A 19614-nucleotide genomic window follows, 5' to 3' on the forward strand; every position below is an offset into this window, starting at 1 on the left:
GTGTTGGTTTAACCAACACACTCCCATACTCATCCCAAATTGTTGGTTAAGGCTGAACGCGAGGGTGCTCAGCAACTCGCGCTCGCCAGAACGCTGCTAGTCCGCTCCGTGTCGGCACGTACTGCTGTGCCGCACCTTTCGCGTCGAACTGGTGGAGATAACCGTAGTCGTTGAGATCGCTGAGTGCGCGGTAAATCGTCTGCTGGCTCGAAGACTGTCCGAGCTGCTTCACGCGGCTAACGACGTCCATTCCGGTGGCGTCGTTGTCACTGTCTGCAAGTTGGATAACAGCGACGAATGTGTCACGCTGGACGGCTGTGAGCGACCGGAAGACGGGGATGATGGCCTGCGTGCCGACGGGGAAGCCCTCACGGCTGGGGCATTCCTGGTGGATGCCGACTGGCCGGTTGTGTTGATTGGATTCTTTTGAGTGCATCCTGAATTATCCTTTTAGTGAGCGTTCGGCGTGGTGTCGGGTTCGACCCAGACGTCGACCGCCTTGAGGCGGTGTTCGAAACTCTCCATCTCCACTCGAAGATCGTCTAGAAAGGCTTTGAGGTCGTCCGTCCACTCTTTGCCCTCGACTTGTCCATCGGCGAGCAGGGTGTTGAGTTCGGCGTCCCCGTTCTCGCGGAGGCGTTCGCAGAGAGCTTCGAGGTCGCCGTATTCGTCGATGAGTGCTGCGGCGAGAGTATCGTCGACACCGTCCGCGAGAGCGAGTAACGCTTCGTCCGTGTAGAAGGTTGCTTTGTCGCCTTTGCCTGCGATGACGCCAAGTCGGGTGTCGACGACTTCACGACCGGGTTTGGTGTGATGGTCTGCGAGCTCGTCGACGTCCTCGACGTCGTAGGCATCGAGGATCTGCTGGCGTGTCTCCTCGTTGTGGATGTTTAATTCGTAGACAACGTCTTGGGGGCCTTCGCGGTGGGTGGTTAGTCGGACGGGCGTTTCAGGACGGCTGCGGTTACGGGCATCTTCTGCCATGTCCCTGTATAGTGTCTAACACCCCATATATTTTCCTGCATGATGTGAATTAGGTCCTGTATACTGGGAAAATTCTTGTATACGGGAAACACCGGACAGTATATGGGCATCCCTAGAGAATCCTCCGCTCATATGGACCGGCGGGCTCTACTGACCGACCGCGAACGCGAAGTCCTCAGTGGCGAGGTCGACGACGTCGAAAACCCTGCAGAATACCGTAGCAAGATTCGTAGTCGCATCAAGAAGCGACTCAAGCGTCTCGAAGCCGACGTCGACCTACTCAACGAACACGAACCCGACCTCTCAGAAGACCTCTATGAACGCATCTGTGGAGATGAGCAGCGCCGACTCGCGAAAGTCGAACGTGAAATTGCAGACCTCCGTGAGGAAATCCACGGCAACGAATAATGTGTGAGGCCCGTCAACCGCCTCGGGGTCAAACCCCTGTGAATTTCCAGCAGCGTAGCCACCGTGCTTACCAGATTCCTTCCCACGGCGGCCAGATATCTAAGTCCAGCATCTTATCAGCCATATAGACGGGTATCCAAAGGATAAACGACGACAAGATCAACGAGAACAGCAGCCACATGTTCCCGCCGAACGACGACGGCGGATAGAATGCCGTCGTCGACGACGTATACGCGGGATTCCGCTTCCAGAACGGCGCCGGCTCGTAGCGCGCACTCAACCGCTTCTCCGTCCGTTCAATCGTCACAATCGCCGTCCCCGCTGCATTCGTCTCTACCGGCGTTCCCTCAACGACCACTCGGCTATCGTAGCCGGCTGTCATCACCGGCTGCCCCGCCTCGTCAGTCAACTCAACACGAACTCGGAGCGTTGACGACGTCGAATTGATGACCTCCGAATCTAGCGACGTGCCCCGTGTTTCCACGGTCGTATAGAACGCCGGGCTTAGCTCTCGCGACGTCCCTGCCACCAGGCCCCGGACTTCCACCTTATCGGGCGCGTAGTCCGTGTGGCGGACTGCAAGCTGCGAGGAGACGTTATATGACTGGTTCGCCACGTCGACGTTCACTGATGCCGGTAGCTTCGGAACGGTCCGCTGCTCGCCCTGCGTCTGCAGCAGCTCGCCTTCTGGCTGGCTGAACCCACTCTCGTTTGTTGTGAGCTCTGCCTGACTCGTCGATGGATACGCGTACACTTGCAACGGCTGAGCCGGCGAGGACACCGTCTCCGTCCCTTCTGGGTTCGTTTTCGTGAGTGAATCCCAGTCTGTCTCTCGCCCGCTGTAGAACCCCCACACGCCGTTTGCGGTATCGTTTCCGGGGAGCGAGAGTCCCGCCCACGGGTGGTTTTGCTTCGTGACAACTCCCATATCGTCGTTCGGATACTGGGTTACGTATCCCGTCGACAGCAAACTATACTGTTCGACGAGTCGGGTGTCCTCGACCGTGACCGACTCGTCGATGTCTTCAGTCTCAGTCTCCCAGTGGCAGTTTTCGTTCCCGTCTTCATCCACGCTGCAAACCTCTGTCCTCGTGGTCTTGGTGACGTCAATCCTAATCTGGGCCTCAACACCAACCGAGTGGGGGCCGGACTGCAAGCCACTATAGTTGATCTGGACGGTCTGACTCGGCGCCGTGGTTCCGATAGTTCGCGCCCCAGAGACCGCTCGAACCGACTCGATTTCCGCACTATTCAAATCATAGAAAACGCGAACGCTACCCGACGTATCATCTTCCGGGAGGTCGACACGGAAGTCTGTCGTCCCAAGAATCGACCCCTCACTCGGCACGTACAAGGGCTGACGGCTCTCACTCACAAACACGCGCGTACTCGGCTGCACCGCGAACAGGCGAGTATAGGCGTCCGTAATCCAGCCCCGTTCACTGGACGTCGTTTCTGTTCCCTCGGGGTATACCGACGTCTGCCGTCCTGTGTTGGGGAATTCTTCGAGGTCCTGCTGGTTCCACTGCTGTACCTCTCGGGGTGGCTCCGAGTACGAAATATCGGTGCCGTTCGCGAGCGCTCGGATCGCTGTCGCGTTCAACGACACGTTGGCGTCTTCGTCGTGCGACCAGAGGGGATAGAACTCGCTTGCGTTCAGCCCATGATCTGGTTCCTCTGGTGGGTCTGCTGCGACTGGCAGGACACCGACCGCAAGACAACTCCCTACAAGAACGGATACAACCAGAACGAACCGAATATGGCTACTTGTCGCCATCCTCAGACTGGTTCCTATTCCGGATGTTATCGAACAACCCGCTCAGCGACTCGTCCTCTTTACCGCTGCTATTGTCGTTGTTACCGTCTTCGCCGTCCTCTGAGCGGTCTAACGCCTCTGAGACTATTCGGTCAAGGTTTGGTCCGGACTGCCGGATTTCATCCTGGTCGACAATCACCTCGTCACCGCTCTCGCCGATACTCCGAATTTCGGGAACCAGCTTCTCAGGCTTCACCTCGACTTCAATCTCGTCGCCGTACTTCTCAAGGAGTTGCTCACGAATCTCCTGCACCTCCTTAGGCACTATCTCGTCGTCTTTCATCCCCGGAAGTGCGGCTCGAACATCCTCGTCCGGATCAAGGTCAACGACGGCCGCTTCTTTCGGGTTCGCGCTGATATGAACAGGGAACCAGCCCTCGTCAGCCACCCCAAACGCTGCCTCCGAGTACCCACGTTCCTCGTCACCGGGCGTGGCGGTCCGCACGAATTCGGCTTCCGTCTCGTTCATCCCGACCTTTTGCGCGACCTCGTTGTCTAGGCCTTCCGTATGGAAGAAGAGCTTGTGGTCGCACTGGTCGGCAATCGCCTCTGCTTCGGAGTGCTGGAAGAACTCATCAACAGTCTGCGTAATGAACTGAATCGAGAGGTCGTAGTGCCGAGAGTGGCGGACCGCCTGCTCAAGGAACTCCAGTGCGGCTTTATCCCGCATGATATACCGCGCTTCGTCTATCGCGAAAATAACCTGCTTGTCCGTCTGCTTCGCCCGCTCGTAGACCGCAGAGAACAAGAGGTTCATCATCAGGCCGAGGCCGCCGCGAGATTCCTGCTGCTGGAGATCCAACCACACGACGTCCTCGTCTTCGATATCGAAATCTGAGGATTCCCCGAGATTTGCGAGTGCGCCGCCCTCCAGGAACGGCTCCATCGCTAGCAGCAACTCAGCGGCGCGCTTCCGCTCCTTGTCGGTCACTTCCTCCGCTGCATCCAAGATATTCTCGATAGTCGCCTCGTCATCGATGATATCTTGGATGATAGAGTGTTCTTCGACGTCGGTCACCATCTCTAAAAGAATCGGGATGACGTCTTCGCGAATCGTCGGGGATTGCTGGCCGTGCGTCGCGGGTTCATCGAGATCAATCCCACGGTCAGCGTAAGCCGCCCGAAGCGCACGCTGAAGCGTCGTCCACTTCTCCCCCAGCTCCTCGCCGCGCATGTCGAAGAACGATTCGAAGAACGATTTCAGGTCCTTCATCTTCGCCGCTCCTGGATTCACCTGCGGGTTCGACTTCACGTCCTCCGGTGGCTCCTTGATCTCCAAGGGGTTCAACGCGAAATTCCCGCCAACGACGACTTGCTGGCCGTCCAGCGCGGCATTAAGGCCGGCGAACCCCCGGAGCGGGTCCAACATAATAATAATTCTATCGTCGTCGTAGAGTTTGTGCCGGTTTAAGTGGAGTTTCGTGGAGAATGACTTACCGGCCCCGATGTTCCCGATGGTGAGCATGTTGTACCCGCGGTCGTGGCTGAAGCGGTCATAGATAATCGGGCTAGAATTTTCGGCGTGGATGCCGATTGGGATGCCCTCATCCTGAATCAGCGTCCCGCTACTAAACGGTAACATCGCACCGACCGCCCCACCCATCATTGAGTGCTTCTTCTCGAGCTCGTCCTTTGCAATAGGCGACGTCGACCGCAGGGTTCGCTCTTGGTCTTTGGTCTTCAGAATCGGCCGGAGGCCGTTCTCTTGTAGTGTGTCCTCGAGTTGGTCGCTGACGCGATCCAGTTCCTCTTGGCTGTCTGCGGCGACGGTGACGTACATCGAGACGTCGACGAACTCAGCGTTGGTGTCTCGAATTGCGTCCCGCATTCCCTGATAGTCCTGGAGTTTTCGGTCGACGTCGCGTGCTTCGATGGTCTGGCCGTCGTCAGCGAGGAGTTCGTATTCGGATTCCAGTTCTCGGATCCGCTCTTTTAGGTCTTCGAGCGCGTGCGGGGAATCAAGCGGGTCGATATGGAGGGTAATATCGAAATCGAGGCCGGGCTGGCTGAATAGGCCACGGAACTGGCCGTCTGAGACGCTATCCGGCCACCCATCGATGAAATATGAACGCGTGTAGGCGTCACCAACGCGGAGGTGTTCGTGGTAGTTCTCGTCCTCGATGATGTGGCGTGGGGCTATCCCCGACAGTTGGCGTTCCTCCGAGTCGTCGACGACCTGCATCTCGCCATCACTGACGTCCTCGACCGTCTCCACCGAGAGATCGTCCTCCGTGCTCTCGTCGTCCGGCGACGTTTCCTCAGAAGCTTGGTGAGTCGGTTCTGCGTTTGGTTCACGGTCGTCGTCAGCGTTGGTGATTGCTGAGTCGTCGGTGAACGTCTGGTTGGATGACACCAGGCCGGCTTTCGTCGCGATGAATGCAACGAGCCCTAGCGCGATGATGAGACCGATTACGCCAGCAGCGAGGACAACTGGGCTGGCGGGGCCGATGATTGGGAGCGACACGGCGGCCGTAAATGCGGTATGACTGGTCATTAGTTCGTATTGGAGGTGGATGGCTGGTTGCGGGTGGTGATGCCGTTCGTCTCAAGCTGGTCCTGGAGGTCGACGTCCTCGCGCTGGTAGGCGTGCGCGATCAGTTCCGCGTGCTCGACAGCGTCAACACGGGCTGCGTCGATATCTGTAATTTCGCGGAAATGCCCGCGGACCATCGCGAGCCGGTCGTATAGCGTCTCTCGCTGGCGACCGCGTAGAACCGCCTTTGGCGCATCCTCTTCGTTGGAGCTGATGAACCGGCCGAATAGCGGCCACTCAGCTAGTTGATCTGTGAAGCCGGTCGTCCGTCGCGACGACTCAACTTCCCCAGGGCGGACGGGAACGATGACGTAGAATTCCGTGACACGCGTTCCACGGTTCGCGAGTTCTTCTGGATACCATGCGAGAAATTCGGTGAGTAAGTCGTTGAGGACAGGTTCGTCCTTGACGTCTTCGTCCGACCGGCGAGCGCGGTACGGCTGCAAGAACCCATCTGTATCGAAGTCCCGTGACGTCCGATAGATTTGGGTGGGGAAGTCCAGCGTGTTGATTGTGGAGCTAAGCTGGTTGACGGTCCGGCTCCAATCGTCGGGAGTTGACAGCGAGAGGTTCGCGGGTTCGATCTGGACAGCCCCAACGAGTGTGCTATCCGAAAGCTGGACGTATCCAGTATCGCTGCGCTGACTTGAACCGGGTTGGACGCGCTTGACGTCAAGAACGTCTTGTGTTCGTTGGTTCGTCGCCCAGACGGACTGCACCAGCGTCTGCTCGGCATGGTCTTTCTGGGTGCGTTGGACGTGGTCATAGTGGGTGGTGAGGTGGTCGTATGCGGATTGGCGGAGGCGGTGGGATGCGTGGAGTTTCACCCACTCAGTCGGTTTGTAGTAGTCCGGTGTGGTGGCTAGGGCGATGAATGCGCTAAGGAGTAAGAGGCCGGCGAGGAAGACGCCCTGAAGGCGGAACGTTGGCGGCACGAGAACGAATGTAAATAGGAGCGCTGTGACACCGGGTGCAAATAGGAACGCGTCGTTGAGCGTGTATCCCCGGAAGAGGGTCATCGAGTCGTCTGTTTGCTGTGGGATACGGCGTTGTGCGCGTTTCATTCTGGCCCGGGAATGTCGGGGTCACGTTTGGGGGAGTCGATTTTGTCGACGAGGTCGTCAATTTCGGTGTGTTCCAGCAGTTCGTCCGTGTCCGTGCGTTCAAGCATGTGCTGGGCGACGAGCTTGGGGTTGTCTTCTATGATTTCGTCGATGGTCTCCAGGTAGCGCTTGCCAAATTCGACCATTTCGCGCCACCTCACGTTATGGTCCTCTTTGGCGTCGCGGATGGCATCGAGGCGGTTCGGATCGTGAAACTGCATGTGAACGTATTCGGGGTCAGTTTCGGACATCGTAGTAGGAGATAGTAGGATGGTAGTTAGCAGGTGGACATGGGGCCCCACTGGGTGATGAGGTTGACAATCCCAGTGAGCATACCGAGACCGAAGCCGTACATGAGCGAGCTCCGGATGTTCTCCTTGTACTCTTTCTTGTTCCCGGATTTGTTGGTGCCGGAAGCTTTCATCATGTTGTAGCCAGCGTTGGCTGTGCCGACGACTGGACCGGCGACGGTGAGCCACGTCGTTGCGTTTTGGGCGGTCGTGAGCAGGGGTCCGTCGCAGGATTGGGCGGCGGCGGGGCCGATGAAGAGGGTGAAGGTGAGTGCGGCGACCCAGAGTATCGTGAGTGGGCGTGTGGTGGTTTGGTGAGTGAGGTACGTGCGGAGGACGTGAAGTTTTGTTTTGAGGGTGGGTCCGCGGTTATGGTCGGATTCTGTCATGCGATAATCCAGGGCAGGCGTGTTTGTGGCTTATTTGTTTCGTCGTATTATCGCGTTGTATTTCTAGAATTTGAGAATGACTTATTGGCGTAATATAGTGAATCTAATATAGGGCGTCTAACGTACGTCGGACTACGCGGCCATGGATCGCCCTGTAGCCCTCCCCCAAAACCACGATGACGGCTTCCCCAAAAGACAGCTGAGACCTGTTTCTTCAGGCGTCCTCCGAGGCGTCTCGCTCGCCACGGAGATATTCATGACCCCGTTCCGTAATTTCGATGAGAGTCGTGTTTTCGCCCTTCGGCCGACGAATGTAGTCACGGGCTTCGAGCTCGTCCAACGCGCGATAAACGCTGCTCCGATGAGGCGCATCGTTGGACGACTCGTTAAGTGCGTGTACGATAGCGTTGGGGCTAATCGCGATCTCGACGTCATCGAGCAATTCAAGAACGGGGTCTGTGGCTTTATTCATCCACTTGCCCCGTTTTCGCCGTGCCATCGTGCGTACGTTCCGCGGACCAGTCTAAATTGCACCGATTGGGTCGGTTGCGGGGACTACACAGACTCATATTGAAACAGTATCGTGCCAAGATTTAATAGGTTACGACCATGTCTTCGAAATATCCCATGCGCTCGGCTCACGACCTGAGTCCACTCACGAAAAACGCCCGGACTCCCGCCCATACCGGGAGCCGAGCGTATGGCCCACTAACGCATGATAGCCATAGACGACTACCGGGTTAAAATCTCCGGCGTGACCTCCGCGCAGTACACGCCCGCACCGCAGGGCCTCCTACAACACCACGGTGCGAGCGCGATAGTACCCAATCACACTCACACCACTAACCACCCACCGCAGACAACCACCAAGCCCAGTCAGGGTGATGGCGGTTGCATCGGTAATGGTGACGCTAGTGCAAGAGGTGATTGGCGTGTCTAGTTCTAGCCCCCAACCCCATAATGATATTGGGTGCTGCCCCTGCTGTAACGTCCGTCTGACAGGTTTCCGGACGTATGCTCCCGGTCAGGTTACTGCTGAACCCTGCGGCTGCCCAATCGACTCCTTCCCGGCTCGCGAGCTCGCAGCAAATGGAGGGGGTGACTGATGCCCGCCAACGACCTCAAGTGCGGGCACTGCGGCTATGACGACTTTGACACACCCCGCGTCCTCATCGCGCACGTCCGCACGTGCAGCCCTCCCGCCGACGACGTCGACAGTGATCCCGCTGACGCTGACCGTGACCCTCCACTCATCACTGACGGGGGCGCACTAACGCGAACCTGTGGCGAATGCGGGCTCGCCACCCGCCGACAACGCCTCATCCCCACCGAGGAGGGATACCTGGTCTGCCCAGCTTGCGGAAACGTGCTTGAGGCCCACACGGGCATCGACTTCACCGATCCCACCGCATACGTCCTCAAACTCGCTACAAACGGCGGTAGTGCATACAAATACCATGTCCCCAGCTTCACGAATCCAACCACGCCCCGCTGCCAGATTACCAATCGGAGAAGCGTCACGTACTCGCCCACCACCCGCGACGTCCTCCGGGACCGATACTCGCTCTGCGATAACTGTGCTGCGCTCTTGCCCTCGAATCAGCCCCAGCCCGATCCACCCGAGACCGATGCCGCTCAGGACACCCGTGAAGGCGACCTCTCGACGACCGTCTGGTACAGCACTACGGGCGAGGTCTATCACGAGGATCTTAGCGGCATCCCGGCTTGCCCTGAGGTCATGCCGAACGTCGACGAGCACACGCTTCGAGAGGCCCGGGACACGGGCAAACGCCCCTGTAAGGACTGCTGCCCGGTCCAATATCCGGAGGAAGCAGAGACAGAAGCTCACGCGACGAAACTCGGTGATTTCGCATGACGGAGACACCATCTGGCTCGAACCAACCGCGTGAACGCCCGCCGAACAAGTACGAACAGGCGCTTGCCGCGGCTCGCGACGACCCCAGTCTGCGCGAGCTCGCGAACAACATCTACGCGCTCCCGCACGTCGTCGAAGTCTTCGTCGACGGCGAGGATGACCCTGGCCGGCCGATAGTCCTCACCGTTGGCTTCGACGACGACGGACACCGCGCAGTCGGCAACGTCCTCGAAATCATGTGGGTCGCCGGCTGGCGGCCCAACGACGCAACATTCGCCTACCGACGTCTCCGCTTCCAGCGAGTGAACCCGGATGACTGAGAATCAAACGCGCGACAGTCCGGTGTATCGCATCCACGACGAGCCCGTGGTGGAGACGACCGACCAGGAGGCCGCTGCGGCCGCCCGCGATCTCGGCTACCGCGTCGAAGAGGTGACTGCCGATGGCGAGTGAGCGAGACGGCGGAGACCAGCGCCCAAGCCTCGGGGTACTGGCGTTCTACACGCTCGGGCTCGCCGGCTTTGGGGCATTCATCCACGCTGTCGCCGAGTACGGGTTTGGCGACCTAGCGGTCGTGATGCTACTGTGGGGCGTGGTGTGGATTGCTGGTGGCGAAGGGTTCCGGAGGCTGGAACATGCCAACTGACGCCGAGTCCTCGCAGCAGGTCAATCAGGATGACGTCTCGCGGTACCTTGGGGATGACTTCGACCCAAGCGACGTCGACGAGTTCGCGAGGACGGAGTGCGACCACTGTGGTCGGAAGGCGGCGACCGGCGCGCATGGGTGTTGCCGGTGGTGCCGCGGCTATCTCCACGGAGTTGCGGTCGGTATCCGGGGTGATGGGGCGTGAGCGCGCTCTGTTTAAGTAGTCTGTCGCGTCTCCGAGCGGCCGACAACGAACCAATAACCGACCAATACCGCCCGAAAGCGTCCGACACACGTTTATGGTGCTTGAGCAAAAAGGCCACTCTATCAGGTGACCGATACCCCACGCTAGGACACAGTAATTACCGCGACACCACGACCCTGAAGCCCACGAACGCGTGCCATCGCGTTCGCGGGATGCGGGCCGTGGTGCCGGAGAAGCCCACGTTCGTGCTTCTCCTTTCGCGGGCAATCGGTAAAATCGTTTCGCCCCTTCACCAGCGACGCGTATCTGCTGGATTGGGGCGCAACACGCGCTGAGAACCCGGTAGCCCCACGTATGCGTAGTCAGCCCCACCACGACCAGACGCCCTGCGTCCCCCAGCCGGAGGCCCACCGATGACCAACCACGTCATCGCGTGCTCCGAGTACAGCGGGTCCTGCATCGTCGAAGATAACCTCGAAGAGGTGACCCGATGAGCCAGACACCCGGCTTGACGTGGAGCCAACAGGCCCCCCTCACCGCGGACGTCGAGCTCGAAGACCCGCCAGTGTCCCGCCCGGAGCTCTGGCGCCGCATCGTCGTCCCCGAGGCCTTCTGGTCCGCCCTTGATGATGCGCTGCAGGCGTTCGTCGAGGACGCCTCAGACACGTGGGAGCTGGGTGAAAATCTCCGAGCGGCGACGACACGAGAGTTCGCAGATGTTGCTGTTCAGTACGTCACGGCAACGGCTGGTGACGAGCGTGGAGCAGAGAAGGAGCGAGAGTTTCGCCGGCAGGCTCGAAATCTCGGCGGCTACGGCGTCGACACGTCCCTTAAGGACGTGCGAGACGGGCCGCTGGCGTTACTCCAAGCTGCCGACGTCGTTCCAGACATCGTCCTCAACATCGACGCTGACTGGCTGGACGGCCTGACCGGGACGCAGCTGCGTCGGTGGCTGTCGTTCCTCCCAGTGCTCGCGACCGGCTGCGCCGTCCGCGTGGTTGTCTCGCCCATCGCAGCCCGCCGGCTCGTCCGGAGTCATGCCGGGAAGCTGCCGGCGGACAGCGTTCAGCAGCTCGCACAGCCGTCCGGTAACGCGTGCGACCACGCGCGCGTTGGCGACCGGACGCCACTCCCCGGCGACCGCGAGCTCGCACGCGACGCCCTCGATGCGCTGGACCGTGATGGGCCGCTGCTAGCTGTGCTGCGGGCGCTGGCGGCCTCGTCGGACCAAATGCTCACGTACGACGCGCTTGACCGCCACGTGCTCCTCGAGGACGCGCCACGGGCGACGTGGCGCTCACGTCTCTTACGGCTCCGCGATCTCGGCGTGGTCGACCGCCAAGAGTGGGCGGGCGTCGCCCATCATCGTCTCACGACCGCTGGTCTGCTTGTTGTCCAAGAGGACGCTGAGGAGCGCGGTGAGGAGCCACCAACTCCCGGGAGCGGTTGGGAGACCGACCGCACCGAACAGACACCCGAGCCGCACAGCACGGCAACTGACGCTGCTGACGCTGATGGCGCGCGCGAGGAACGCGTGCGCCGTGGTGACGACGGTGCGGACGAGGCGTTGTCCAGCCGTTCGGCACCCCCCAAATCTTCCAGCGAGGGCCGTGTACCCATACGCGGGCAAGACGGCCCCGGGGACGCCGAGGGCCGGGACGCGGCGGCTGAGGGGCGTGAGGTCGCCAAGAGCGGCCGCGAGACGGGCCGCCCCGGCAAGGAAGGCCGGATGCGACCTGATCGCCACGCCGCGCTCTACTCGGTCACGAACGGCGCCGACGTCGTCACCTGTAACCGGTCGGTAGACAGCGTGAGCGGCCGCCGCACCCGGTATGATGAGGACCGTGATGAGGTTTCGGTCTCGGTGGACTACTCCGACGACGTGGCGGTGCTGGCGGTGCGGCTGTGCGCCGCGTTGACCGAGGGAGATGCCTGGAATTCCGCACTGTCACAGGAACGTCTCGACGGTGCTGGCGGGGACTTAGCCGGCCTCGTGACGTCGAATCCGTACATTCTCCGGAAGGGTCGCTGCCTCGGCTACCTAGCGAACGAGGACGCGAACGGCCACGACTTCCGAGAACGCCTTCACAAGGAGCGACGGGCACTGCTCGCGATGCTCGACGACCTCCGCGGTGAGGACGGCGAGTTTCGGGCGGACATCGCCAGTGAAGTCGCCCGGCGAGCACATGGACTGCTTGGAACGCTCGCCCAGCTCTACGACCTCCTCGGCATCGACATTGTTCGCGAGATTCGCGTCAAGAACTACCGTCGCGACGTCCACGACCGCCGCCGAATTCTCGTAAAATTCCTTTCGTCGGCCATTCCGAAATCGGCGCGCTACGGCCATTACTCGGCGTATCGCGTCCTCTATGAGCCGCGGAGTGAGAAGCGGTGTAACGACAACACGCTCGGCCAGCCGGACACGAGAGGCGACAAAACAGGCGAACACATCGGGTCGTGGGTCATCTCGGGACCGGGCGCCGACGACTTGCTTCCCGACCTCGAAGGGTGTGCCGGCCGAGAGTACGACCTCCAGGAGGATGCCGAGAACTTCGCGGCGTTCGAGGTGCCGGTCGTCGTCGAGGACGGCTGGCGGCGGGAAGCCATCGCAACGGCGGTGAACCGCGTCGGTGTCGGGAAGAATCTCGAAGGGACACGGGCCACGATTTCGACGCTGGCCGCGCTCTTGGGGAGCGTCCATGACGTCGCGGCGGCGATCTGGGGGCTCGGCGCCGAGGACGAGTTCCGTGAGATAGACCTCGCGGAGCTGCGTCCAGCGCTCGGCCGGCTGCCGGCGGACCGAATCCTTCCCGATGTCGGCGGCAGCACGATCTCCCGAGTGGTCGCGGCGCTGCTGGAGGCCGATGAGCCGCTGTCGGCGTCGACGCTGTCGGAGCGGGCAGACGTCTCGACGCAGAGTCTTCGCGATAATCGGGACGTCTTGGAGGCGTTCGGCCTCGTCGACGTCACCGAGCAGGGTGCGGGTCGCGCCTCGCTGTGGCGGTTCCGGCTGCCGTTCAAGAGCGAACGCTTCGATGACGTGCCGGAACGGGAGCCCGAGGAGTACCCCGGCGAGGGGTCGGTACTGCGGCCCTCGGCGCTCCTGCAGGAGCGTGACCCTCGGGTGTCGGAGGCGGTTCTGGCGGTCTTGGAGGGGCCGCTGATGGAGCTCGGTATCGACGTGACGAGCACCGAGGAGTGGCTAGATCTCGTCACGGACTACCGACTGAGTGCTGAGAAAGCAGAGGCGACAGCGAAGCGGTGGCCGTGGATTCGGCCGTGGATGAACGTAGTTGCGGCGTTGCTCGGCTGGGATTGCAAGCTGTTCACGAACGGGTGGTTGGAGACGTCGTCGACGGAGTACCGCTTCGGGGCGGCACCGCGAGCAGACCAGACGACGCTGCGGAAGGCAACAGCGGATTAATGTCGAGAGTTCGGGTTTCGGATGCGGCTGTGGGATATAAGGGCCCGGACGGGGATATTCAAGTCAGTATCGACGATGTCACCTGACGGCCACCCCAGCCCGGAGGAGATGGCGGAGCATTCGCGCAAGAGGTTAGAGGCGGCTCGCGAGGAGCTCCAGCACATGAGCACCGAGGAGTTCGAGGAGATGTTCGAGGAGCTGCTTGAACGTCTTGAGGTCTTCGACGAGTCGACGGACTTGATGATTGTTCAGTTCGCGGTCGGTATCGACGAGGGCATCGAGAAGTGGCGGCTCCAGCACCTCGATAACTCTATCGAGGGCTCACTCTGGGACAAACAGAAGTACGTCCTCGATTTCGACGAGGTCGGGGCGAACGGCCTCGGTATTGACACGTTCACTGTTAATTTTGTCCAGGAGGGTGCACCAGCACCAGAAGATGCACGCAAGGCGTTGTACGCCGCGTTTCGTGAAGCGTCAGAAGTTGACTCGCCGGATGACCTCTTCATCTCTGATGTTCAGATGCGCGTCGACGTCACCGAGGACGGCTTTTCAATCTCCTATCTGTAGCAGTCGTCGCTAGCAAGTAGTTCTACCCGTTCCTTTTCTCTGTCATCGGGCTACTTTATCGAGGGTATCCCCTCGATGAAAGACCCGAAAGTCCGTGTGGATGGTGTGGTCTTGAACGGCGGCGCTAGAGGTCGCGGGGCTGGACCGTCTTGCGGTCGTTGGCCTCGGCGCGTTCGGCAGCGTCGGCAAGCAGTTCGGCGACCTCCTCGTTGAGGGCATCGTAGAAGTCGGCCGCGACGTTGTAGTCCTCGATTTCGTCCTTCACGGCTGCTTTGACGATTAGGTCAGACATTCCATCTGAGGGTTCTCTGGTCCCGTATATAAAGGTTCGAAGTTTCTCACCCCGGCTTTCGCGCGTCGTACTGCCGGTGTACGTCCGGAATATCGGAGCAGTCTTAATGAACCTATAAAAAGGAGTGAATTGGACGGATGCACGACTTCACGGGATTCCAACGCGACCTGTTGTATGTGATTGCTGACTTCGAGGAACCGCACGGCCTTGCCATCAAAGACGAACTCGAGGACTACTACGGGAACGAAATCAACCACGGGCGGCTGTACCCGAACCTCGATGAACTCGTGGACAAAGCCCTCGTGGAGAAAGGCGAACTCGACAGGCGAACAAACTCGTATACGCTCACGGAACGTGGCCGCCGCGAGCTCGCTGCGCGCCGCGAATGGGAGAAACAGTACGTCGACGTCGGCGAGTAGGCTACGCCCTCGTGCGCTGCTCACCGCCGCACTCGCCGTCGCGAACTTCATCGACTGAGACGAGCCCGGCAATCTCGCCGACGTCCTTCTTCCAGCCGTTCAACACGAGAAGACCGCCCTCCGTCGCTAACCAACAAATCTAATTTAAAGCGGGTTCTGTTGGTTAGCATGACCGATGCTAGCGCCGTCGACGACCACCGCCTCGAAATCGACGAGGACACGTGCCTCGCACTCACGGGCAGCGCCAACCAGTGCGGCAACGGCCTCAACACGGACGCAGCCGACGCGGACGCCGGTCTCTGCGGCATCCACGTTGATACCGATGCCGTGAGGCTCACGGACTTCGACGTTGCGGCGTGGGCTGGCCTCCTTGACGAGTTTATTGATCTGTTTCGAGACAACACTACAGCGTACGCTCTCGCGACGCTCTCACCCGATATTGAGGACGTCTGGGGCACCGTGACTGGTGTTCAAGAGCTTACGATTGGGCCGGTGGAGTTCAGCGTCTCCCAGGTCTGTGGGCTTGCTCGCGAGCTCGCCTCCCACCCGGACCTCGACGTCGACGACCACCCGCTCGGGACCGGCGGGTGCATCGCGTTACAGGACACAAGCGCGAAAAACCACTCCTGCCCGAACAGCGCGTACGGCCAAAGCCTCCTCTGTGGCGTGCATCAAGACGCAGACCTGCCGGGGACACTCCTCGATGACGACGAGCGCGGCAGCAACTATGAGGACGTCACCGTTGACGGCGACGACTACCTCCTTGTCGAACGGCGTGGCGAGGACCTGATCGTCGTCGACGTCGACGAGTGGATGATTCAGCGCCTCGACGGCGCCGCGTCTATCGCGAGCGATGGGGCGCGAATCGAGGAACCGGAGGCTCCGAGTCAGTTGCCGAAGTATCTCCGTGAGGGCCTGCAGAAGCAGGACGCGGATGATTTGCGGGTGGTTGCGGAGTTCGCGGAAGAGTTGGCGGCGTATCGCGAGCAACGCCAGCAGCGCGCGCTCGAAGCGAACGCGGACCGCGACGTCGACGACGTCCCCGACGAGTGGGAGGATGACGAGTGGGAAGATGAGCTCGAGGAAGCCCGCGAGAAAGCCGACCTCTCGGAGACGAAGGGGACGTTGACGACGAAAACCATCGAGAATCGGGACTACTACTACCTGCAGTGGCGGGAGGGAGACAAGATCCGGAGCCAGTACGTCGCCCCCGTGGTGCCCGCGAATTCCAGCTAACCAACACCGACCACCTTGTTTACCCTTCGTTGGTTAGCCTCTAAAGTCCTCAATACCAGTAGTTGCCAACGGTTTCTTTACCCGATGGATGTGGTGAAACGCCCGGTCATTACAACCAGTTGTCTGACTTTCTACGCAACCCTACCGGTCACCGTAGACCCGAGCGTGGATCGCTGAAGAACCACGTCCAGGGGTACGCGGGTTGAAAACCGTTCAGCACCGCCAAATACGGAAAAGTTTGAGCGAGGTTTAGGTCGCCTGGTTGTCCAGCGTGACTTCCTCTTGCGTGATAACCGTTCGCGTGCCTTCGCTGCCAATCCCGATAACAGTCACTTGCAGAGTCACCTCCTGGTTATTATCATCACCTGCAGTAATGGTGCCATCGGAGGAACCATCCTCCTCGTCACTATTATATTGGATTGTTGCGGAGTCACCGACCTGATTGAGAGTGACATTCTTGTTGACATCCTCAGCCGACACGTTCAGGCTGGATGCGGTGCCTTCGCTAATCCAGGTAACGGTTGCAGTGCCGTCATTTTCGCTCACGTCGACGCCGGCTTGGACGGACTCGTTGACGGAGCCACCGAAGCCGAGCACGAAGCTGGCGATGACGGCGGCGAGAATAACGGTGATAGCAACCATGAGGATAACTCCGATGACTGGCGACACACCGCGTTCGTCTCGGTCCGGAATCTCAAGTGTAACCTTCTTCATATATTTGGTGTGCACGCAACCCAAAGGGATACGGTGGCACCCCACGAACAAACTCGTGGAGCTCGCCCCTCCGTTTTCCCGGTTGGATTCGCGCGTAGAATGATGTATCAACCGCGCATACTTAAAGGACACCACCAATTAACGAGTTACGAACCAAAGCAATCACACCAGATTCCGACGGATGGCCCTCCCTACACCACAAGCGCTCGCCCGAACGTACCGCACACCTGGATACGAAGACCCGTGGGAGTGCGTTACGGACTACCAGCGCGTGCTCGAATACACGACCGAGCACCCGAACCATGGGAGCAGTGCAGTAGCCACTCGGCTCAACTTACCGCGCAGTCGCATCCGGCCATGGATGAACGATAGTCGCCCCGACGTCGTGCGGGGCATTCAAACAGCAGAAGCGAACGGCTGGCTTGCCGACCACGCCACCCCCGAAACAACAACGGCACTCGTTGCGCTCGCTGCGTGGGCGCTCAGCGGCGGCAGCATCAACCACGGTGAGGGTGGCGCGCACGTGTACTTCTCCCTCGACCATGACGACGATGACTACTTTGCCACGCTCGCCTCGACTGCTGGATTCGAATATCGTGTCGTCAACGAAACGGCGACTGAGCGAGCGACTGAAGCACGACCGGCAGCAGATGGCTCCGTGCTCGCGCGTGTGCTGATAGCTATGGGTGTGCCGCGTACGGCGACGGAGAAGCATACTGCAACCAGTCTGCCAGCGTTTGTCGACACGCTGAGTGCGGAGTTGCGACTGGCATTTGCTCGGGTGTACGTGTTGAATCGCGGCGCGAAGCATGCGGATAAGGATACGCTGACGATTCGTGTGGAGCGGCCTGCTGCGTATCTCGATGAACTCGTAGGGGTACTACGGGCTGTTTCGGGTGAGGCAGTGACGCGAACAGGGAAGACAGTGACAGTGTCGGCAGCAGCGGCGCGGGTGTTGCTTCCTGCGCAGCGGATGTAGTGTCCGTACTCGCATAGAGCTGGTGGGGTGGTTCTCAACTCCGTTTTCGACAGCTTCCCAAGCGATACTTCCGCATTCCCACTTACCGATTCAGCCGCCTCAGTTTCAGAACCCGTTCTGAATAAAGAAACCGCGCTAGCAACTACTGATACGGGTGTTTCACGCGTTATTCCTCGTCGGTGCTGCTATACCGGACCTTCTCGATATCTTTTGCTAAGTCCTCTGGGTGCCGGTCTCGATAGGAGGCATGCGTTGTCTCGATGGACTTGTGTCGAAGGACCTCCTGTGCGCTTTCGGCGGCGACCTCGCCGTAGAGTTCGTCGCCAAGCCCACGCCGGCCGCCGTGCGGCTTTAAATAATCGCCGTCCATATCGACGTCTGCCTCCTCGCAAAGCCGCTGTAAGAGCGTTCTCGCGCCCTCTGTCGTCAACGCAGGCGGCGCAACCTCATATTCACGCAGCACCTCGTCGATTTCGCAGTCTTCCAGGACACCCTCGATTTCCTCGTCTCCGTACCCGCGGTCGGCGAGCTCGTCGCGAACAGCGCCGTACTTTGATGCCGCATCGCCGGTCGGGATGACGGGCCACTCGTCGGGTGCGTCGATGAGCCGCCGATAGCGCGCCAGCTTCTCCGCAGTTACGCCCGGGAGCGACACCGCTTCTTGGTCGCCGGACTTCCCGAGGACCGTCATCATCCCCTTCTCGAGGTCGACGTCCTCCCACCGGAGGCCGTTGCGGCGGTCGTCGCGACTGACGCTACAGACCTCCGCACCACGAACGCCGGTATCAGCGAGGATGTAGACAAGGGAGCGGTCACGAAACGCGCTTGGGGCGTCGCTGGCGTCGTCCTCAAGGGCGGCATGGGCACGCTCGTCGACGTAGGCAAGCAACCGTTCGCGAGCATCGGCAGTCCAGAACTGTTGGTCGACGTCGTTGCTTTTCGATGGGAGTGGTTCTTCGGCGGTGGTCGTCGCGAGCGGGTTCTGGTCGATTTCGCCGCTGCGCTGCCACCAGCCGAAGGTGGCTCGCGCGAGCGCGAAATACGTCCGAATGGAGTTCGCGGCGAGCTCGTTTTTGCCTTCGATTTCGTCTCGCTGCTGGAGATTGACCGCCCAATCTCGGGCGTCCTGTTCGTCGACGTCCTGGACGCGGTCGACGACGTTGTTCTCGGCGAGGAACTGGAACAGATTGTTAACGGCGACCCTCGTGATTTGCTGGGTCTGCGGGCTTTCGAGGCTGACCATCCGGTCGTCGAGGAGGGTTTCGAGGCCGCGAACCCCAGGGGTAGCGTTGGTCTCAGACATCTAAATCACGCTTCCACGCGTTGAAACACTCCGCATCGTGGAGTACGAAGGATTTGTAGCGGACGCCTCGGCCACCGCCAGCGCCGAATCTGAGGGTGGTGTGGAGGTGGTAGTTGCTGGTGTCGAGGTCGTCGTCGCAGCCAGCACAGGCGACGATCTCGCTGTTGTTTACGACGGTGCGTTTGGCGATTGGGCCAGCTTTGACGTTTTGGTGGGGTATAGAGGCTCGCTGTGGGACTTCCATGGTTCGTGCTTACCGGAGGGCGGCCACCCCCTTAGTTCTGGTTTGTCTTATCGAACTAAACCAAACCAAACGAAAAACGACCTAATCACACGACTCAGGCGCTCTAAGACACGAGAACGCCCAATTAGCGGGGCTGTAAACTATATACCGCTATACAGAACTTCGGGGCGATTTCTCTCAAGGCTG

23 protein-coding genes are annotated in these 19614 nt (G+C 60.1%); 11 read left to right on the forward strand and 12 right to left on the reverse strand.

What is annotated here, in order from left to right:
• Nucleotides 1-46 precede the first annotated feature (46 nt).
• Both LT974_RS17590 and LT974_RS17595 read right to left on the reverse strand, forming a co-directional pair.
• On the reverse strand, nucleotides 47-436 hold the full coding sequence (locus tag LT974_RS17590) for a hypothetical protein (protein ID WP_232590746.1): 390 nt from the start codon (nucleotides 434-436) through the stop codon (nucleotides 47-49).
• Between the two features lie 14 nt (nucleotides 437-450).
• Entirely contained in the window at nucleotides 451-984 is a 534-nt protein-coding gene (locus tag LT974_RS17595) for a hypothetical protein (RefSeq protein ID WP_232590747.1), read from the reverse strand.
• Nucleotides 985-1116: 132 nt separating this feature from the next.
• Between LT974_RS17595 and LT974_RS17600 the strand changes: the two genes are divergently transcribed.
• A complete protein-coding gene (locus LT974_RS17600; protein ID WP_232590748.1) occupies nucleotides 1117-1392 on the forward strand; it encodes a hypothetical protein in 276 nt (91 codons plus the stop codon).
• Between the two features lie 67 nt (nucleotides 1393-1459).
• Here LT974_RS17600 and LT974_RS17605 read toward each other — a convergent pair whose 3' ends face one another.
• The 6 genes from LT974_RS17605 to LT974_RS17630 form a co-directional block, all read right to left on the reverse strand.
• Nucleotides 1460-3169 carry a hypothetical protein gene (locus tag LT974_RS17605; RefSeq protein WP_232590749.1) on the reverse strand — a complete coding sequence of 570 codons (1710 nt, stop codon included), beginning with the start codon at nucleotides 3167-3169 and terminating at the stop codon, nucleotides 1460-1462.
• A complete protein-coding gene (locus LT974_RS17610; RefSeq protein ID WP_232590750.1) occupies nucleotides 3156-5672 on the reverse strand; it encodes a VirB4 family type IV secretion system protein in 2517 nt (838 codons plus the stop codon). Before LT974_RS17610 ends, LT974_RS17605 begins: the two co-directional genes overlap by 14 nt.
• A gap of 29 nt (nucleotides 5673-5701) precedes the next feature.
• Nucleotides 5702-6805: a hypothetical protein gene (locus tag LT974_RS17615; RefSeq protein WP_232590751.1), complete on the reverse strand. Its 1104-nt coding sequence runs from the start codon at nucleotides 6803-6805 to the stop codon at nucleotides 5702-5704.
• A complete protein-coding gene (locus LT974_RS17620) occupies nucleotides 6802-7095 on the reverse strand; it encodes a hypothetical protein (protein WP_232590753.1) in 294 nt (97 codons plus the stop codon). Before LT974_RS17620 ends, LT974_RS17615 begins: the two co-directional genes overlap by 4 nt.
• A gap of 26 nt (nucleotides 7096-7121) precedes the next feature.
• Nucleotides 7122-7523 carry a hypothetical protein gene (locus LT974_RS17625; RefSeq protein ID WP_232590756.1) on the reverse strand — a complete coding sequence of 134 codons (402 nt, stop codon included), beginning with the start codon at nucleotides 7521-7523 and terminating at the stop codon, nucleotides 7122-7124.
• A gap of 214 nt (nucleotides 7524-7737) precedes the next feature.
• Nucleotides 7738-8022 (reverse strand): helix-turn-helix domain-containing protein, encoded by a 285-nt coding sequence (locus LT974_RS17630; RefSeq protein ID WP_232590759.1) that lies wholly within the window; start codon nucleotides 8020-8022, stop codon nucleotides 7738-7740.
• Nucleotides 8023-8628: 606 nt separating this feature from the next.
• On the opposite strand from LT974_RS17630, the gene LT974_RS17635 reads away from it, so the two are divergent.
• From LT974_RS17635 to LT974_RS17665, 7 genes are all read left to right on the forward strand, one after another.
• Nucleotides 8629-9399 carry a hypothetical protein gene (locus LT974_RS17635; protein WP_232590761.1) on the forward strand — a complete coding sequence of 257 codons (771 nt, stop codon included), beginning with the start codon at nucleotides 8629-8631 and terminating at the stop codon, nucleotides 9397-9399.
• Entirely contained in the window at nucleotides 9396-9719 is a 324-nt protein-coding gene (locus LT974_RS17640; protein WP_232590763.1) for a hypothetical protein, read from the forward strand. The genes LT974_RS17635 and LT974_RS17640 overlap by 4 nt, the downstream gene beginning before the upstream one ends.
• Nucleotides 9712-9852 (forward strand): hypothetical protein, encoded by a 141-nt coding sequence (locus LT974_RS17645; RefSeq protein WP_232590765.1) that lies wholly within the window; start codon nucleotides 9712-9714, stop codon nucleotides 9850-9852. Before LT974_RS17640 ends, LT974_RS17645 begins: the two co-directional genes overlap by 8 nt.
• Nucleotides 9842-10045, forward strand: a complete 204-nt coding sequence (locus LT974_RS17650; protein ID WP_232590768.1) for a hypothetical protein — start codon at nucleotides 9842-9844, stop codon at nucleotides 10043-10045. Before LT974_RS17645 ends, LT974_RS17650 begins: the two co-directional genes overlap by 11 nt.
• Entirely contained in the window at nucleotides 10035-10250 is a 216-nt protein-coding gene (locus tag LT974_RS17655; RefSeq protein WP_232590770.1) for a hypothetical protein, read from the forward strand. Before LT974_RS17650 ends, LT974_RS17655 begins: the two co-directional genes overlap by 11 nt.
• Nucleotides 10251-10740: 490 nt before the next feature.
• Entirely contained in the window at nucleotides 10741-13674 is a 2934-nt protein-coding gene (locus LT974_RS17660) for a helix-turn-helix domain-containing protein (RefSeq protein ID WP_232590772.1), read from the forward strand.
• A 21-nt stretch (nucleotides 13675-13695) separates the two neighbouring features.
• Nucleotides 13696-14241, forward strand: a complete 546-nt coding sequence (locus LT974_RS17665) for a hypothetical protein (protein ID WP_232590774.1) — start codon at nucleotides 13696-13698, stop codon at nucleotides 14239-14241.
• A gap of 124 nt (nucleotides 14242-14365) precedes the next feature.
• Here LT974_RS17665 and LT974_RS17670 read toward each other — a convergent pair whose 3' ends face one another.
• Nucleotides 14366-14533, reverse strand: a complete 168-nt coding sequence (locus LT974_RS17670) for a DUF1931 domain-containing protein (RefSeq protein WP_232590776.1) — start codon at nucleotides 14531-14533, stop codon at nucleotides 14366-14368.
• A 137-nt stretch (nucleotides 14534-14670) separates the two neighbouring features.
• On the opposite strand from LT974_RS17670, the gene LT974_RS17675 reads away from it, so the two are divergent.
• Entirely contained in the window at nucleotides 14671-14952 is a 282-nt protein-coding gene (locus LT974_RS17675; RefSeq protein WP_232590778.1) for a PadR family transcriptional regulator, read from the forward strand.
• Between the two features lie 168 nt (nucleotides 14953-15120).
• Nucleotides 15121-16188, forward strand: a complete 1068-nt coding sequence (locus tag LT974_RS17680; protein ID WP_232590780.1) for a hypothetical protein — start codon at nucleotides 15121-15123, stop codon at nucleotides 16186-16188.
• A gap of 249 nt (nucleotides 16189-16437) precedes the next feature.
• Here LT974_RS17680 and LT974_RS17685 read toward each other — a convergent pair whose 3' ends face one another.
• Nucleotides 16438-16830 (reverse strand): type IV pilin, encoded by a 393-nt coding sequence (locus tag LT974_RS17685; RefSeq protein WP_232590781.1) that lies wholly within the window; start codon nucleotides 16828-16830, stop codon nucleotides 16438-16440.
• A 433-nt stretch (nucleotides 16831-17263) separates the two neighbouring features.
• On the opposite strand from LT974_RS17685, the gene LT974_RS17690 reads away from it, so the two are divergent.
• A complete protein-coding gene (locus LT974_RS17690) occupies nucleotides 17264-17881 on the forward strand; it encodes a hypothetical protein (RefSeq protein ID WP_232590782.1) in 618 nt (205 codons plus the stop codon).
• Nucleotides 17882-18047: 166 nt separating this feature from the next.
• Here the strand turns inward: LT974_RS17690 and LT974_RS17695 are convergent, their stop codons facing one another.
• Nucleotides 18048-19184 (reverse strand): tyrosine-type recombinase/integrase, encoded by a 1137-nt coding sequence (locus tag LT974_RS17695; RefSeq protein WP_232590783.1) that lies wholly within the window; start codon nucleotides 19182-19184, stop codon nucleotides 18048-18050.
• On the reverse strand, nucleotides 19177-19428 hold the full coding sequence (locus tag LT974_RS17700) for a hypothetical protein (protein ID WP_232590784.1): 252 nt from the start codon (nucleotides 19426-19428) through the stop codon (nucleotides 19177-19179). Before LT974_RS17700 ends, LT974_RS17695 begins: the two co-directional genes overlap by 8 nt.
• Between the last annotated feature and the right edge of the window lie 186 nt (nucleotides 19429-19614).

It is taken from the genome of Halobacterium noricense (genome assembly GCF_021233435.1).
Classification (GTDB): domain Archaea; phylum Halobacteriota; class Halobacteria; order Halobacteriales; family Halobacteriaceae; genus Halobacterium; species Halobacterium noricense.

Coding starts and splice junctions, on each gene's coding strand:
- LT974_RS17590 (WP_232590746.1), bottom strand. CDS start 436: ATGCACTCAAAAGAATCCAATCAACACAACCGGCCAGTCGGCATCCAC.
- LT974_RS17595 (WP_232590747.1), bottom strand. CDS start 984: ATGGCAGAAGATGCCCGTAACCGCAGCCGTCCTGAAACGCCCGTCCGA.
- LT974_RS17600 (WP_232590748.1), top strand. CDS start 1,117: ATGGACCGGCGGGCTCTACTGACCGACCGCGAACGCGAAGTCCTCAGT.
- LT974_RS17605 (WP_232590749.1), bottom strand. CDS start 3,169: ATGGCGACAAGTAGCCATATTCGGTTCGTTCTGGTTGTATCCGTTCTT.
- LT974_RS17615 (WP_232590751.1), bottom strand. CDS start 6,805: ATGAAACGCGCACAACGCCGTATCCCACAGCAAACAGACGACTCGATG.
- LT974_RS17620 (WP_232590753.1), bottom strand. CDS start 7,095: ATGTCCGAAACTGACCCCGAATACGTTCACATGCAGTTTCACGATCCG.
- LT974_RS17625 (WP_232590756.1), bottom strand. CDS start 7,523: ATGACAGAATCCGACCATAACCGCGGACCCACCCTCAAAACAAAACTT.
- LT974_RS17630 (WP_232590759.1), bottom strand. CDS start 8,022: ATGGCACGGCGAAAACGGGGCAAGTGGATGAATAAAGCCACAGACCCC.
- LT974_RS17635 (WP_232590761.1), top strand. CDS start 8,629: ATGCCCGCCAACGACCTCAAGTGCGGGCACTGCGGCTATGACGACTTT.
- LT974_RS17640 (WP_232590763.1), top strand. CDS start 9,396: ATGACGGAGACACCATCTGGCTCGAACCAACCGCGTGAACGCCCGCCG.
- LT974_RS17645 (WP_232590765.1), top strand. CDS start 9,712: ATGACTGAGAATCAAACGCGCGACAGTCCGGTGTATCGCATCCACGAC.
- LT974_RS17650 (WP_232590768.1), top strand. CDS start 9,842: ATGGCGAGTGAGCGAGACGGCGGAGACCAGCGCCCAAGCCTCGGGGTA.
- LT974_RS17655 (WP_232590770.1), top strand. CDS start 10,035: ATGCCAACTGACGCCGAGTCCTCGCAGCAGGTCAATCAGGATGACGTC.
- LT974_RS17660 (WP_232590772.1), top strand. CDS start 10,741: ATGAGCCAGACACCCGGCTTGACGTGGAGCCAACAGGCCCCCCTCACC.
- LT974_RS17665 (WP_232590774.1), top strand. CDS start 13,696: ATGCGGCTGTGGGATATAAGGGCCCGGACGGGGATATTCAAGTCAGTA.
- LT974_RS17670 (WP_232590776.1), bottom strand. CDS start 14,533: ATGTCTGACCTAATCGTCAAAGCAGCCGTGAAGGACGAAATCGAGGAC.
- LT974_RS17675 (WP_232590778.1), top strand. CDS start 14,671: ATGCACGACTTCACGGGATTCCAACGCGACCTGTTGTATGTGATTGCT.
- LT974_RS17680 (WP_232590780.1), top strand. CDS start 15,121: ATGACCGATGCTAGCGCCGTCGACGACCACCGCCTCGAAATCGACGAG.
- LT974_RS17685 (WP_232590781.1), bottom strand. CDS start 16,830: ATGGTTGCTATCACCGTTATTCTCGCCGCCGTCATCGCCAGCTTCGTG.
- LT974_RS17690 (WP_232590782.1), top strand. CDS start 17,264: ATGAACGATAGTCGCCCCGACGTCGTGCGGGGCATTCAAACAGCAGAA.
- LT974_RS17695 (WP_232590783.1), bottom strand. CDS start 19,184: ATGTCTGAGACCAACGCTACCCCTGGGGTTCGCGGCCTCGAAACCCTC.
- LT974_RS17700 (WP_232590784.1), bottom strand. CDS start 19,428: ATGGAAGTCCCACAGCGAGCCTCTATACCCCACCAAAACGTCAAAGCT.